The following is a 13,456-nucleotide window of genomic DNA, read 5'->3' as shown; positions in this document are numbered from 1 at the left end:
GCGGCCGGCGAGGGGGGACGACAGGCCCGTCAGCCGCGCCCCCGGGGCCGGCCGGGAGGAGGCGGGGGCGGGGGAGGTGGCGGCGGGGGCGGCCCCTGCTCCGAGGCGGGAGACGTGCCTCGCGGCGGCCGCTTCGGAGCCCGGGCAGGCGGCTCGATCGGCCCGATCACGGTGGGGGCGCCATACACGTCATGGGGCGCGGGCGGCAGGGCATCGTCGGGTGGCGGCGCGCTGTCACCGGAGGGCGCCCGGGGCGGAACGGCACGGTGGGGCGGCGGCGCGCCTTCGCCGGGTGCTGCGGGCGGCGCCTGGGGCGGCCAGGTGTGCTCGGGCGGCGCCTGGGGCGGCCAGGTGTGCTCGGGCGGCGCTTGGCGGGGGCTGGTGTGCTCGGGTGGCGCTTGGTGGGGGCCGGTGCGCTCGGGCCATGCGCCCCTGCCGCCGGGCGGTGCCTGGGGCGGTCCGGTGTTCTCGGGTGGTGACGCGGGCTCCCGGGCCGTCCCCCATCGAGGCCCGTCGCCGCCGCCCGGCCGTCCCCCGGCGTCCGGCCGCCCCTCCGGTCCGAACCCCCCGGACGGCGGACGCACCCCGTCCTTCCTCCACAACCCCCTTGTCCGTCCGCCCTCACCCGGCCGCGTGTCCTCGGGCTCGCGCAGCTCTTCCGGCAGCCTCAGGTAGGGGTTCGTGTCCGGGTTCGGCGGGCGGTACGGGTTGCTCGGCGCGTACGGTCCCGCATGCTGCGCCGGCGTCCCGTACGGCGGTGGCGGCGCCGCCCGCCCCGCCTCACCCCGTGCCAACGGCGCCGCCCGGCTCCCCGCCGCCCCGGTCGCACAGGCGAGCAGCGCCCCGGCCGCCCCGGCGCCCGCGCCCCACACGGCACCCAGCAGCAGCGCCATGCCGAGGTGCCCGTGCAGCTCGATTCCCGCGCCGAACGCGTCGAATCCGAACACGGACAGCGCGGCGTCCACCGACACGTCCGTCAGCCAGACCAACAACGGCAGTGCGAGCGCCGTCACGATCCCGAGCCGAAGTGCGCAGCGCCCTGCGAAGCCGAGGGGACCCGGGTCCCGTACGGCAGAGGGAGCCAGGATTGGGTCCGTCGCCGCATCACGGGCTCGTACAAGAGGCGTACGCGCGGCGGTCAGGACTCCCGCGAGGAGCATCATGAGCGCCGCGGCGACCGCCAGCAGCCACACCCTGCCGTCCAGTTCGGCCAGGCGCCCCAGTGTGACCGGCTGGTCCGACCGCACACTCAGCAGCCGGTCCAACGGGTCCGGCAGCAGTTTCGCCAGCTCACCGGTGGCCACGCCGTCCCACGGTACGAACAGGCCGATCGGGATGCCCAGCCACACCCCGTTGGGCGCGCCGAGCAGCGCCGCCCCCACGATCCGCCCCGGATGGTCGTCGCCGATCGCCGCGTACCCGGCCGCCGCGAACCCGGCGGCCACCGCCACCAGCCCCACGGTCACCAGCGCGGACACGGCCGGGCGTACCACCCTGTGTACCGCTTCCCAGCCGCGCGGCAGGGGCGTGCGCCGGGACGCGAGCAGCGCGACCAGCAGAACACCGGCCGCCCACGCGGCGCCCCCGAGCAGCGTGGGCACCGTATCGACGGTGAAGCCGACCGCGGCCTTGGCGTGGACGAGGTTGCCGAGCCGGTCCGGCAGCAGCCCGCCGATGTCCCCGAGCCCGGGGACGTCGATGCCGCCGCCTCCACCCCCGCCGGGCAGGTCGTCGAGCCCGAGCGAGCCCCCGTCGATGGTGACGACGTCGTGGCCCGCCCAGGCGAGGCCGCCCAGCATGGCCACGAACAGCACGACCACCGCGCCCGCGCGCGCGAGGAGTTCGGCGGGCGCGACGACAACTCCCGCGGTGCGCAAGGAACGCAGGAAGAACCAGCAGAGCAGGAGGGCGCCGACCAGGCTCACGCCCAGGGGCGTGATCTCTATGGCGGTCGTCGCCTCCGCTCCCTTCAGGCCGAACGCCGACACGTCCCCGGAGGGTGTGACCGACCCGTTCGCCCCAAGTGCCACGACAGCCGCGGTCATCGGCCCGAGCGAGCCCGCCGCGTCCGCCTGGAGCAGATGCAGACCGAGTGCCGCCGTCCCCGCCATCCCGATCAACGCCCAGCTCACGGAGGCGATCGCGGACAGCAGCACATCGATCCACGGCAGCCTCCGACCGTCCCGCGCGGTCTCGATGTCCATCGTCAGCCCCCGATCCGCGCCGCGGCGTTCCACCGCGGATGTCCCCCTCGCGTGGGATTACCACTCTCCGGGCCGGTTTCCACCCCGTCAACGGGCAATGGCGGGGCGGCCGTGGGCAGGCGTCACAGGGTCCGACTTTCTGTCAGAGGGCCGAGCCTGAAATAGTTCCTCACGATCTTCGACATCCCTACACTCCCTGTGATGGGGGTAACTCGGGGGAGAACTCTGTGGGGCGTGGAGTGCCTGAACTCGTACTGGAATTGAACGGACGCACCTGGTCGCTCGATGCGTCCCGGTCATACATCCTCGGACGTGATCCGCAGGGTGACATCGTGTTCGAAGACGCCAGGGTTTCCTGGCGCCACGCCACGATCAGCTGGAACGGCCACAGTTGGATCATCGAGGACCAGGGCAGCACCAACGGCACCTTCGTACAGGGCCGACGGATCCACCATCAGGCGGAGATCGGTCCTGGCTCGGCCGTGCATCTGGGCAACGCCACTGACGGACCGCGCCTGAATCTCTCGGGTGCCGCGGCCGCCGTCGCCGCCCCGCAGGCCCAGCCCCAGCAGCAGCCGTACGCGGCCCAGGGCGCGAGCGCCGGCTGGGCCCAGCAGCCGCAGCAGCAGGCACCGCAGCAGCAGGTCCGGAATGAGCCGCAGCAGGCTGCCGCGCAGATCCCGCCGCAGCAGGGTCCCGGTGGTGGTGCGGGGGTGCCACCGGTCTACGGCGACCGCAGTCCGACCACCTTCCACCAGCTTGCCCTCGGCCGCGTGATGCGCATCGGCCGTGCGCTGGAGAACGACCTGGTCGTCTCGGACCTCCAGGTCTCCCGCCACCACGCCGAGTTCCACGCCATGCCCGACGGGCGTTTCGAGATCCGTGACCTGGGCTCGCACAACGGCACGTTCGTCAACGGTATGCCGATCGGCAAGGGCGGCTCCGCGCTGCTCGGCCCGGCCGACATCGTCGGCGTCGGCCACTCGACGTTCCGGATCGTCGGCGACCGCCTTGAGGAGTTCGTCGACACCGGTGAGGTCTCCTTCTCCGCCCGCCACCTCACCGTCACGGTCGACGGCGGCAAGCAGATCCTCAAGGACGTGTCCTTCGGCGTCCCGGAGAAGTCGCTCATCGCGGTCATCGGCCCGTCCGGCTCGGGCAAGTCGACCCTGCTGAAGGCGCTCACCGGCTACCGCCCCGCCAACCAGGGCGACGTCCTCTACGACAACCGGAATCTGTACAAGCAGTTCGCCGAGCTGCGCCAGCGCATCGGTCTGGTCCCGCAGGACGACATCCTGCACAAGGAGCTGACCGTCAAGAAGGCCCTCAAATACGCGGCCAAGCTGCGCTTCCCCGCCGACACCACGGCCGCCGAGCGCGAGAACCGCATCGACGAGGTGCTGCGTGAGCTGAAGCTGGACGTCCACAAGGAGAAGAAGGTCACCTCCCTCTCCGGTGGTCAGCGCAAGCGCGTCTCGGTGGCTCTGGAGCTGCTCACCAAGCCGTCGCTGATCTTCCTGGACGAGCCGACCTCCGGTCTCGACCCGGGCATGGACCGCGACGTGATGCAGCTGCTGCGCGGCCTCGCCGACGACGGCCGTACGGTCCTCGTCGTCACCCACTCGGTGGCCGAGCTGGCCCTGTGCGACAAGCTGCTGGTGATGGCGCCCGGCGGCAGCGTCGCCTACTTCGGCCCGCCGGAGGAGGCACTGAACTTCTTCGGTTACGAGACCTGGGCCGACGTCTTCTCCGCCTTCGAGAACTACCGCGACTACGACTGGGCGGGCCGCTGGAAGGGCTCGCAGCACTACCAGATGTACGCCGCGGAGATCGACGCCGTCGCGCCACAGGCCGTACAGATGCCGCCGATGCAGGCGATGAAACCGCCCAAGCCGCAGGGCTGGTTCTCCCAGCTCGGCACGCTTGTCCGGCGGTATGGGGCCGTCATAGCCTCCGACAAGGGCTTCCTGGCGCTGACGGTGATCCTGCCCGCGGTGCTCGGCGCGGTGAGCCTGCTCATCGACAGCGACAAGGACCTGCTGGTCCGCCCGATCAACTCGCGCACCCATGTGCCCATCCCGAACGGCACGGCCACGACGGTCCTGCTGATCCTCGCGGTCGGCGCGTGCTTCGCGGGCGCCGCCAACTCCGTCCGTGAGCTGATCAAGGAACGGGTCATCTACGAGCGGGAGCGCGCCACGGGCCTGTCCCGCTCCGCCTACCTGATGTCGAAGGTGATCGTGCTCGGCACCATCACCCTGCTCCAGGGCCTCATGGTCGGCATGATCGGGTTCTCCAGCCGTGGAATCCCCCAGGAGGGCCTCGTCCTGGGTGGCAACACACTGTTCGAGCTGTGCCTGCCGATCATGGCGCTTGGCTTCACCTCGATGATGTTCGGCCTGGTCATCTCCGCGCTGGTGAAGACCGCCGAGAAGACCATGCCGCTGCTGGTCATGTTCGCGATCATCCAGGTCGTCTTCACCGGCTGCCTCTTCACCCTGAACGGCACGCTCGGCGTCAATGAGTTCTCGTATCTGATGCCGTCCCGCTGGGCGGTCGGAGCCGCCGGTACGACGCTGGACTTCAACAACATCGCCCCGAACACCGAGGACCCGACCAACACGGACCCTCTGTGGGACCACACGGCGTCGGCCTGGGGCATGGACATGGCCGCCCTGATCGTCCTCGGCGTGATCTGCGGCTTCCTGGTGGCCCGCTTCCTGCGCAAGCACGAGCCCGAGGTCATGCGGAAGTAGTCGCTCCGATACGACGCCGAAGGGCGGCACCCGTCACGGGGTGCCGCCCTTCGGCGTGTGCGACCTCAAGGCCCGCGCCTGCCTCAGTACGCGCTGTTGACGTTGTCCATCGAGCCGTACCGGTGCGCCGCGTAGTTGGCGGCGGCGGTGATGTTCGCGACCGGGTCGTAGATGTTCCACGACGTGCCCGCCACGTGGTAAGCCCGGAACGTCGGGTCGATCACCTGGAGCAGACCCTTGGACGGGATGCCCTTGGCGGCGTTGCTGTCCCAGTTGTTGATGGCCATGGGGTTGCCGGACGACTCCCGCAGGATGTTGCGGTGCAGGCCGTTGTAGCTGCCGGGGATCTTGTGCTGGGCCATGATGTCGAGGGCGTGGCGGATCCAGCCGTCGAGGTTGTTGCCGTAGCTCTTGGGGGCGGCCGGCCGTACCTGGGGACGCTGCGCGGCCCGGCTCGCGGCCTCCCGCGCCCTGCGCTGTGCCTCCGCCTGCTGCGCCGCACGCTGCCTGGCCTGTTCGGCGGCCTGCCTGGCCTGTTCGGCGGCCTGCCTGGCCTGTTCGGCGGCCTGCCTGGCCTTCTGCGCGGCCTGCTCGACGGCCCGCTTCTTGGCCGCGACGGCCTCGTCGGCGGCCTGCTTCCTGGCGGCGATGGCCTCGGCCTTCAGGTGGGAGCCGGCCAGCTGGTCGGTGACGCTGACCTTGACGTCCTTGATGGGCTCGTTGCTGAACGTCACCGGCGCCGACGCGGCTGCGCCCTCGTCCGTGGTGGTCTGCGCGCTGCTCGGCACGGCGGTGAACGCGAGGGCGGCGGCGCCGAGGGCGGCCACACAGGCGATCGACAGCTTGTGGGTCTTGGTCAGCGCACGACTACGACCACGAATGTTGGTGTTGGGCATGGCGGAGGGACCTCTTCGACTGGCGCGGAGGTCGCTCTGGTGCCGGTGGAGGACATGGCGTTTCCAGCACAAGCGCCGCGGACGAAGACCCGCGGCGCCGAGCGACGGCAGCAATTCTTAGCGGCCGCAAAATGACGTGGCAAAGGTGTGACGTACTATCCGGAATAGTGGAGCCAGGAGAGGCAAAACGGGACAGACGAAGCCGTCTGTCCCGTTCACTCGGGACTTACTTGTCTCCTATGTCTCTTCGTACGTGATGTGCGCCCTATGCGCGGGGTCACACCGGCCGCGCGTCAGTCTCACCATCAGTTGCGAGAGCAATGCCCTATGTGATGCCGCTCCCGGGGCAGGATGAGATGGGTGTCGCCGAACTCGTGCCACAGATAGCGGCCGGCGAGCGCCTCCTCGTAACCGTGGTCGATCGCCGCCCGCCCCGCGATCGCCTCCAGCATCAGCAGATGCGACGCCTCCGGCTCGTGCAGCCCGGTCAGCAGCCCGTCCACGACCCGCACCCCACGCTCCGGGGTCACCACGAGATCGGTCCAGCCCTCACGCGCCCGTACGACACCGTCGGCACCGACGGCCGACTCGACGGCCCGCACGGCCGTCGTACCGACCGCGATGACCCGCCGCTCCCCGGCTTCGGCCGCGTTGATCAGCCGCGCGGACGCTTCAGGCACCGCGAACCGCTCCGGGTACGGCGGCTCGTGCGCCTCCGCCGACGCCACCCCCGTGTGCAGCGTGACCGGCGCGAACCACACACCCCGGCTCACCAGCTCCGCCACCATCCGCGAGGTGAAGGGCCGCGCCGCGCTCGGCATCTCCGCACTGCCCGCGCCATCGGTGGACGGCAGCGCGAACACCGTCTGATACGCGGACAGCGGCTGGTCCCTGTCCGTATAGGAGTACCGAATGGGGCGCCCGTGCCGGCCGAGCAGGCCCCGTACGTCCGCATCCGACGGCCGCGCCCACCACAGCCGGCCGCTCCGCCCCGACAGCGGCTCCTCCAGGACGAGCCGTACGTCGCCCGGAAGCCGCACCTCTGCTCCCGCGGGCCCTCCCGCCCGCGCGCGTGTGGTGCCCCGTCCGTCCGGCTCCCGCAGCTCGACGGCCCATCGACCGTCGTCCCCACACGTCGAGAAGTGGACCACCACGCGCGCGTGCCCGATCCGCCCGTCCACCGCGGCCGCCAGCGTCGGCGACGTATTGACGACGAGTAGATCCCCCGCCCGCAACAGCCGCGGCAGCTCCACGAACCTGTGGTGCGACACCTCGGTGCCGCGTGAGACCAGCAACCGCACGGAGTCCCTTCTCAGACCCGGCCCGCGCTGCTCGGCCGGGACCCGTGCCGACAGCTCCTCCGGGACCTTCCCCCACGCTCGGCCGCGCTTGAGCGGGGCGACCCCCGCCGCCCTCCTCATCGCTCCTCCAGCAGGGACGGCGCACCATAGCGGCCGCTCGCCGGACGCTCGTCCAGCAGCCGCAGGAGCGCGGGCACCACACTCTCCGGCGCCGGACGCGGATCGTCGTCGTCCGGTACGGCCGCCGCGTACAGGTCCGTGGCCATGTCCCCCGGATCGACCGCCCACACCCGCAGCCCGGGCTCCTCCTCGCCGAGCACCGCCGCCAGATGATCGAGCGCCGCCTTCGACGCCCCGTACCCGCCCCATGTCTCGTACGCCTCGGCCGCCGCGTCCGAACTGACGGTGATCACCGTGCCCGCGCTCGACGCCCGCAGCAGCGGCAGCCCCTCCTGGACGAGGCCCAGCGCGGCCACCACGTTCACCTCCAGCGCCCGCCGCAGCCCCTCCAGGGGCAGCTCGTCCAGCCGTACCAGTGGCTCCGCGCCCAGGGCGCTCGCGTTGTTCACCAGCAGATCGAGCCCGCCCAGCTTCCGGGCCGCCGCCACCAGATCGGCCCGGTGACCGGCGTCCGTGACGTCCCCCGCCAGGGCCTCGACCCGCGTCCCGTACGCAGACAGGGCGCCCGCCGTCTCCTCCAGGACGGGCGCGGTCCGCGCGTCCAGCACCAGATCCCAGCCGCGCTCCGCCAAAGCCGCACCGAGCGCCCGTCCCAGCCCCTTCGAAGCCCCCGTGATGATCGCAACCGGCATGACTACCGTCCCCTCGTCCCTCGGCCGCCGGTGATCGGCGGTGACCTCAACGTAGGAACGGCACCGGCCCGGCCGCCTCGGACGCGGGCCGCAAAGAGCAGGGGCCCTTCGACCTAGGCCCTGTCGTCAAACTCCCGCCTGCCCCGCGACGCCATGCACGCACTCTCGCCGCACCGGGCGCAGACCCAAGTACATCCAGTACGAGGGTCAGCGCCCGGCACGCCGAGAGCACGCACCTGACGCCGCAGGGCCCGCCCTCCGGGCGGACGACGGGAGTTTGACGACAGGACCTAGGCCCACCGGCCCGGACGGGCCCGCCATGGGTCGGATACGCGTGTCACACCCCGCCGGTACGGTGAGGTCATGAGCCATGGACCCCGGTCGGGCCTGTACGCGGTGAGTTCCGCGCTGCTGGCCATGAGCAGGCACCTCGAGGTGCGCGACGTCCTCAAGACGATCGTCGCCTCGGCCCGAGAGCTGCTCGGCGCGGAGTACGCGGCGCTAGGGGTCCCGGACGACCACGGGGGCTTCGCCCAGTTCGTCGTGGACGGCGTCAGCGACGAGCAGTGGAAGGCCATCGGCCCGCTCCCGCGCCAGCACGGCATCCTGGCCGCGATGCTCCACGAGGCGAAGTCCGAGCGGCTCGCCGACGTCCGCAAGGACCCCCGCTTCGAGGGCTGGCCGAGCGCCCACCCCGACATGTCCGACTTCCTCGGCCTGCCCATCCGCGACGGCGACGAGATCATCGGCGCGCTGTTCCTGGCCAACAAGCGGTGCCCCAAGCCGGACGGAAGCTGCGGCTTCACGGAGGAGGACGAGGAACTGCTCTCCATCCTCGCCCAGCACGCCGCGATCGCCCTCACCAACGCCCGCCTGTACGAGCGCAGCCGGGAGCTGACCATCGCCGAGGAGCGCTCCCGGCTGGCGCACGAGCTGCACGACGCGGTCAGCCAGAAGCTCTTCTCCCTGCGCCTGACCGCCCAGGCGGCGGCCACCCTGGTCGACCGTGACCCGGTCCGCGCCAAGGGCGAGCTGCAGCAGGTGGCCGCGCTCGCCGCGGAGGCGGTGGACGAACTGCGCGCCGCCGTCGTCGAGTTGCGCCCCGCGGCCCTCGACGAGGACGGGCTCGTCGCCACCCTGCGCACCCAGGTCCAGGTCCTCGACCGCGCCCACACCGCGCACGTGACCTTCACCAGCCGTGGCGTGCGCGCACTGCCGGCGGCCCAGGAGGAGGCACTGCTGCGTGTCGCCCAGGAGGCATTGCACAACGCCCTGCGGCACTCCGGGGCCGAGCGGGTCGCCGTGACCCTGGGCAAGCGCGGTACGGGCACCGCCCTGCGCGTCACGGACGACGGCAGCGGCTTCGAACCCCATGCGATACGCCGCGCGGGACGCCACCTGGGCCTGGTCTCCATGCGTGACCGGGCGAGCGGGGTCGGCGGCACGCTGACCGTGGAATCGGCGCCCGGGAAGGGCACCACGATCGAGATGGAGGTCCCTGGTGGCTGACGCAATCAAGGTGCTGCTCGTCGACGACCACCAGGTGGTCCGCCGTGGGCTGCGCACCTTCCTCGAAGTGCAGGACGACATCGAGGTCGTCGGAGAGGCCTCGGACGGCGCCGAAGGGGTCGCCCGCGCCCAGCAGCTGAAGCCCGACGTCGTCCTCATGGACGTCAAGATGCCGGGCATGGACGGTATCGACGCGCTGCGCAAGCTTCGCGAACTGGACAACCCCGCGCGCGTGCTGATCGTCACCAGCTTCACCGAGCAGCGCACGGTGGTCCCGGCCCTGCGCGCGGGCGCCGCCGGTTACGTCTACAAGGACGTCGACCCCGATGCCCTCGCCGGAGCCATCCGCTCGGTGCACGCGGGGCACATCCTCCTCCAGCCGGAGGTCGCCGGCGCGCTGCTGTCCCAGGAGGAGGTCAACCCGGGCCAGGGGAGGGGTGGTTCGCTCACCGAGCGGGAGCGGGAGGTGCTGGCCCTGATCGCGGACGGCCGGTCGAACCGGGAGATCGCCCGGGCCCTGGTGCTGTCGGAGAAGACGGTCAAGACCCATGTCTCGAACATCCTGATGAAGCTCGACCTGGCGGACCGCACCCAGGCCGCGCTCTGGGCCGTGCGCCATGGAGTGGACGGCTGAGCGGATCTTCATACCGTCGTGTGTATGTCCCCCGGACGGCGCATCCTCGGTGGATCTCCGGCGTTCTTCAGTGCGTGCTGCGGCGCCTGCCGCAGTGATCGCAAGGAGAGGGCTCAGAAGTGAAGAACCTGAAGAAGGCCGCAGCCGTCACGATGGTGGCCGGTGGACTGGTCGCTGCCAGCGCCGGTCTGGCGTCCGCCACCGAGGGCGGGGCGCACGCGTGCGGCAAGGCCGCGGGCTCGCCGGGCGTCGTCTCGGGCAACGTCATCCAGGCCCCGGTCCACATCCCCGTGAACGCGGTCGGCAACAGTGTGAGCGTGATCGGCGTCCTGAACCCGGCCTTCGGCAACCTGGGCATCAACCACTGAGCCCTGAGGGAACGACGTACGTCCGGCCTCCCGGTCGGCACCTCAGGGAGGCCGGACGAGCACACCCCACGGGGTGCGTCTTCGGTTGTCAGTGGCACGCCGTGTCGCGGGTGATCGGCGAAGGTGCGCGCCCGCTCACGCCCCCGGTTTGAGCGCTACTCCGGCGAGCATGGCGAGGTCCGGGTCGGGGTGATCGTCGGGGGCGGGTCGCCACAGAGGGGCGCGGACCACACCCGGAGAGATCAGGTCGAACCCGTCGAAGAGGGCGGTGAGTTCCGCCGTGCTGCGCCAGATGACCTGGCTGACCGCACCCCGGTACTGCTCGGCCGCCTCCGGGGCCGTCCGCGGGACCTCGTCGGCCCCCGCGTGCGAGAGGACCAGCGCGCTGCCGGGGACCAGCGGCGCGGTGTACTGGCGGACCAGCTCCAGCGGGTCCTCGCCGTCCGGTACGAAGTGCAGTACGGCGGCGAGGATCAGGGCGACCGGGCGGTCGAAGTCGATCAGCCGACGGGTGTCACCCGCCTGGAGGATCTCCTGCGGCTGGTGCAGGTCGCCCTGGAACACGGCGGCCCTCGGCTCGTCGGCGAGGAGCGCCCGTCCGTGGGCGACCGCCACCGGGTCGATGTCGACGTAGACGACGGTGCTGTCGGGGTGGGCGGACAAGGCGACGTCGTGCACGTTGCCCTCGGCGGGGATGCCGGACCCGATGTCCAGGAACTGGCGTATGCCGAGAGCCGACAGTTCCCGTACCGACCGGCGCAGGAAGGCGCGGTTGGCCCGGAGGGTGGCGACGAGTCCGGGGTTGCCCGCCGAGACCCGGTCGCCGAGTTCCCGGTCGACCGGGAAGTTGTGGGTGCCGCCGATCCAGTAGTCGTACACCCGGGCGATGCTCGGCGTGTCGATGTCCACTTCCGGCGGCGCCCAGCTGGGACGTGCGGTGTCCAGTCGTTCCACGTGTGTCTCCTGAAGTCGTCGGTGGTGGGTCGGGCGTTGCGGAGGCGGACGGGTACGGCGCCGGGTCAGACGGCGGACCGGCCGGTGAGCACCGGCAGTTCCTCCAGGCCGCGCATCATCAGGCTGCTGCGCCAGCGCAGTTCGGTGCTGTCCACGGCGAGCCGCAGTGCCGGGAAGCGGGCGAAGAGACGGCTGATGACGATCTGCCCTTCGAGGCGGGCGAGCGGGGCGCCCAGGCAGTGGTGGATGCCGTGGCCGAAGGCGACCGAGGCGCTGTGCGACCGGGTGATGTCCAGCCGGTCGGGGTCGGAGTAGCGGGCGGGGTCGCGCCCGGCCGCGCCGAGCGAGATCGTCACGAACTCGCCCTCGGGAATGAGCACGGAGCCCACCTCGACCGGTTCCGTGGTGAAGCGCCAGGTGGCGTTGGTGACCGGTCCGTCGTAGCGCAGGAACTCCTCGACGGCCGCGGGCCACAGCGCGGGGTCGGTGGCCAGTTGCTCACGCGCCGCGGGGTGCTGGAGCAGGGCGAGTGTCCCGTTGCCGATGAGGTTGACCGTGGTCTCGTGGCCGGCGACCAGGAGCAGGAACGCCATGGAGATCAGTTCGTCGTCCGACAGCTGGTCGCCCTCGTCGCTCACCTGGACGAGGTCGCTGAGGATGTCGTCGGCCGGCTCGGTGCGCTTGCTCTCGATCAGCGCCCGCAGGTAGGCGATCATCGAGACGCTGGCGTCCCGGACCTCGGGGGTGCCCGCGCCGGAGACGAGCAGGTTGGACCAGCGGCGGAACTCGGACCGGTCGTCCGGCGGTACGCCGAGCAGCCAGCAGATCACCGTGAACGGCACCGGGAAGGCGAGCGCCTCCATCAGGTCCACCCGCTCGCTGCCGGCGATGCCGTCCAGCAGTTCGTCGGTGAACTCGATGATCCTGGGCTGCAGCGCCTCCACCCGGCGCGCGGTGAAGGCCCGGCCGACGAGGCGGCGCAGCCGGGTGTGGTCGGGGGGATCGCTGTCCAGCATGTGCACGCTGAGGACCTGCGGGAACTGGCTGTGGTCGCCGGACTCGGCGAGGAACGCCCGCTGCTTCTCGGGGTCGGCGAAGTTGCGCGGGATCAGGTCCCGGCCCACCCTCATGTCCTTGCTGAGCCGGGGGTCGGCGAGCAGTTCCCGGGCCTGCTCGTACCCGCTGATCAGCCAGGTGCGCAGGCCGTTCGGCGTGACGACGGGGACGGCCGGCGCGGTCTGCCGCAGTGCGGCGAGCGCCCCGTGCGGGTCCTGGTGGAAGGCCGGGGTGAACAGCTCGACCGGCTGGGGAACCGGGCTCTGGGACGGGCTCTGCGCGGAGGGCATCCTCAGGCTCCTTCCATGGCGGGCACCGGGTGGCTGCCGTCGTAACGGGCGAGCTCCCGGTAGATCTCGAACGGGCGGTCCCGCTCCAGGTCGCGGAACGGCCGCAGGGGCGCGGTCTGGTCCTTGTGCGCGGCACCGCGCTCCCAGGCCTCGAAGGCCTCCCAGTCGCTCCACCGGCTGACCACGACCAGCGCGCGGGGGTTTCCGACGGCGTGCAGCAGCCGGTTGCCGAGCAGGCCGGGCGTGCCCGCCATGCGCCGGCTGGCCTCGTGGTAGGCGCGCACCACCTGCTCGGTGTCGTCGCTCAGGTGGTGCAGCACCACTTCGACGGGAGCCGCCGTCACCGGGTGCCCTGCTCGGTCCGGGCGGCGCCCGCGAGCGCGGCGACGACGTGCATCGTCGTCATGGAGCCGCCGCTGCGGAACGGGTGCAGCTTCTGGCGGTGGACGAGGTGCCGGTCACTGGTCTCGAACGCGCGGAACAGCGGCTCGTTGACCCAGTCGCTGACGATGTAGTAGATGCCGCTCTCCTCGGCGCTGCGGGACAGCCACTGCCCGAGGTTGGCCGGGTGGTCGGTCACCGAGTCGCCGACCTCCTGCCAGACCTTCTCGAAGTCCTCCTCCATGCCGGGCCTGATCTCCATACGGAGCATGACCCGGAAGACCTGCTCGGCCAT

At 71.6% G+C, this 13,456-nt stretch carries 12 protein-coding genes; 4 read left to right on the top strand and 8 right to left on the bottom strand.

Going from position 1 to position 13,456, the window contains the following annotated elements; genetic code table 11:
• Positions 1–29: 29 nt before the first annotated feature.
• On the bottom strand, positions 30–2,204 hold the full coding sequence (locus tag Q2K21_RS24930; protein ID WP_310775200.1) for a streptophobe family protein: 2,175 nt from the start codon (positions 2,202–2,204) through the stop codon (positions 30–32).
• 239 nt (positions 2,205–2,443) lie between these two features.
• On the opposite strand from Q2K21_RS24930, the gene Q2K21_RS24925 reads away from it, so the two are divergent.
• Positions 2,444–4,960 carry an ABC transporter ATP-binding protein/permease gene (locus Q2K21_RS24925; protein WP_310775198.1) on the top strand — a complete coding sequence of 839 codons (2,517 nt, stop codon included), beginning with the start codon at positions 2,444–2,446 and terminating at the stop codon, positions 4,958–4,960.
• A gap of 83 nt (positions 4,961–5,043) precedes the next feature.
• Here the strand turns inward: Q2K21_RS24925 and Q2K21_RS24920 are convergent, their stop codons facing one another.
• The 3 genes from Q2K21_RS24920 to Q2K21_RS24910 form a co-directional block, all read right to left on the bottom strand.
• Positions 5,044–5,856, bottom strand: a complete 813-nt coding sequence (locus Q2K21_RS24920; protein WP_310775196.1) for a transglycosylase SLT domain-containing protein — start codon at positions 5,854–5,856, stop codon at positions 5,044–5,046.
• 305 nt (positions 5,857–6,161) lie between these two features.
• Positions 6,162–7,277: an S-adenosylmethionine:tRNA ribosyltransferase-isomerase gene (locus tag Q2K21_RS24915; RefSeq protein WP_310775194.1), complete on the bottom strand. Its 1,116-nt coding sequence runs from the start codon at positions 7,275–7,277 to the stop codon at positions 6,162–6,164.
• On the bottom strand, positions 7,274–7,969 hold the full coding sequence (locus Q2K21_RS24910; RefSeq protein ID WP_310775192.1) for an SDR family NAD(P)-dependent oxidoreductase: 696 nt from the start codon (positions 7,967–7,969) through the stop codon (positions 7,274–7,276). The genes Q2K21_RS24915 and Q2K21_RS24910 overlap by 4 nt, the downstream gene beginning before the upstream one ends.
• A 363-nt stretch (positions 7,970–8,332) precedes the next feature.
• On the opposite strand from Q2K21_RS24910, the gene Q2K21_RS24905 reads away from it, so the two are divergent.
• The 3 genes from Q2K21_RS24905 (at position 8,333) to chpE (ending at position 10,480) form a co-directional block, all read left to right on the top strand.
• Entirely contained in the window at positions 8,333–9,478 is a 1,146-nt protein-coding gene (locus tag Q2K21_RS24905) for a GAF domain-containing sensor histidine kinase (protein ID WP_310775190.1), read from the top strand.
• Positions 9,471–10,112: a response regulator transcription factor gene (locus Q2K21_RS24900; protein WP_310775188.1), complete on the top strand. Its 642-nt coding sequence runs from the start codon at positions 9,471–9,473 to the stop codon at positions 10,110–10,112. Before Q2K21_RS24905 ends, Q2K21_RS24900 begins: the two co-directional genes overlap by 8 nt.
• A gap of 119 nt (positions 10,113–10,231) precedes the next feature.
• Positions 10,232–10,480: a chaplin ChpE gene (gene chpE, locus Q2K21_RS24895; protein WP_310775186.1), complete on the top strand. Its 249-nt coding sequence runs from the start codon at positions 10,232–10,234 to the stop codon at positions 10,478–10,480.
• A 135-nt stretch (positions 10,481–10,615) separates the two neighbouring features.
• Here chpE and Q2K21_RS24890 read toward each other — a convergent pair whose 3' ends face one another.
• From Q2K21_RS24890 to Q2K21_RS24875, 4 genes are all read right to left on the bottom strand, one after another.
• Entirely contained in the window at positions 10,616–11,434 is an 819-nt protein-coding gene (locus Q2K21_RS24890; RefSeq protein ID WP_310775184.1) for an SAM-dependent methyltransferase, read from the bottom strand.
• Between the two features lie 65 nt (positions 11,435–11,499).
• Positions 11,500–12,780 (bottom strand): cytochrome P450 family protein, encoded by a 1,281-nt coding sequence (locus Q2K21_RS24885; RefSeq protein WP_310775182.1) that lies wholly within the window; start codon positions 12,778–12,780, stop codon positions 11,500–11,502.
• A gap of 2 nt (positions 12,781–12,782) precedes the next feature.
• The gene (locus Q2K21_RS24880) at positions 12,783–13,124 is read right to left on the bottom strand and encodes an antibiotic biosynthesis monooxygenase family protein (protein ID WP_310775180.1); all 342 of its coding nucleotides are present in this window, start codon (positions 13,122–13,124) and stop codon (positions 12,783–12,785) included.
• Positions 13,121–13,456 carry an antibiotic biosynthesis monooxygenase family protein gene (locus tag Q2K21_RS24875; RefSeq protein ID WP_310775178.1) on the bottom strand — a complete coding sequence of 112 codons (336 nt, stop codon included), beginning with the start codon at positions 13,454–13,456 and terminating at the stop codon, positions 13,121–13,123. Before Q2K21_RS24875 ends, Q2K21_RS24880 begins: the two co-directional genes overlap by 4 nt.

Origin of the sequence: Streptomyces sp. CGMCC 4.7035, from assembly GCF_031583065.1 — a bacterium.
Lineage (GTDB): Bacteria > Actinomycetota > Actinomycetes > Streptomycetales > Streptomycetaceae > Streptomyces > Streptomyces yaanensis.
This window is presented reverse-complemented; position numbering and strand designations above follow the sequence as displayed.